The organism is Methylobacterium sp. J-030 (assembly GCF_022829545.1).
Classification (GTDB): Bacteria; Pseudomonadota; Alphaproteobacteria; order Rhizobiales; family Beijerinckiaceae; genus Methylobacterium.
In genome coordinates this window covers 1-977 of the sequence record NZ_JAKSYM010000366.1, presented here as the reverse complement: position 1 = coordinate 977, position 977 = coordinate 1, and the positions used below count along the sequence as shown (strand labels likewise).

Sequence of the window (977 nt, the reverse complement as noted above, 5' to 3'; positions counted from 1 at the left end):
CGCGATCATCGGCGGCGGCATGGTGCTCACCGGCCTCGCCTCGCTCCTCTGAACCCAGCCCGCACCCGAGCGGGCCGGCTGCCCGCGCCCTCAACTCTCGAGGATTTCGCGATGTCCTTCCGTGCCTCCCTCAAGAACCTGGTCCGCCGCGACCCGGGCGCCGCCCTGCGCGAGCGCGCCGACGACCTACGCGGCAGCCTGAGCCGCCGGACCGTCGTGGCCGGGACGGTAGCCGTCGCCGTGCCCCTGCCAGTGATCGCCGGCACGCAGCAGCCCAGCGCGAAGGAGGTGGCATTTCTCGCCCTGGTCCCGGCAGCCTTGCCGATCCTGCGCCGCCTCATCCCCGCGCAAACCGAGATGACCCGCCTCAACATCGATGCCGAAGCCGTAGACGGCGGCTACCCCGGACCGCACGATGAAGGCCGCCGCAGGGCCTGGGCGGATCAAGTCTCGGAACGCCGCCAGACCAACGGTTTCGGCGCCGCCTGGGAGGCCGCCAACGCTATCGACGAGGAGCTGACGGCGCTGGTCGAGGACTACGACCGCGTTCCGATGCGGACCCCGACGGCCATCCTGTTCAAGATCGCCCTGGACCATCTCGGGGAGTGGTGGGGCGAAAGCGCCCTCGACGACCTTCGCCGTCTCGCCGCCGAACGGTTCGACCTCCCCGACGACAGCACGTCCACTGTCTGACGCCGCCACCGCGCGGCGCTCACCCTGCCGCGCCTCCCGTCATCCTGTGATCCCTGGAGGCTGACTATGGCCCCTCTCAAGCTGTCCACGCTGTTCCGCCGAAACTCGTCCCGTCAGGCCCTCAAGGAGCGCGCCGCCGCCACGGCGAGCCGCACGGCCGCGTTCAAGCCGGTCACCCCCGAAGCGGCTCCTGCCCGCCCCGCGCCCCTCGCCCAAGCGTGCGATCAGGCCGTGATCGACTGGAACGCCATCCCATCGTTGAGCCAGGCCAACGACTGGGGCGA

2 protein-coding genes are annotated in these 977 nt (G+C 71.0%); both read left to right on the top strand.

Annotated features, from left to right (window positions below):
• Positions 1-111: 111 nt before the first annotated feature.
• On the top strand, positions 112-693 hold the full coding sequence (locus MKK75_RS28770; RefSeq protein ID WP_244045904.1) for a hypothetical protein: 582 nt from the start codon (positions 112-114) through the stop codon (positions 691-693).
• A 66-nt stretch (positions 694-759) separates the two neighbouring features.
• A partial coding sequence (locus MKK75_RS28765; protein WP_244045903.1) for a hypothetical protein occupies positions 760-977 on the top strand: 218 nt, incomplete at its 3' end.

Bases quoted from the DNA above. Each gene is read 5' to 3' on its own strand.
- MKK75_RS28770 (WP_244045904.1), top strand. From the start codon at position 112: ATGTCCTTCCGTGCCTCCCTCAAGAACCTGGTCCGCCGCGACCCGGGC.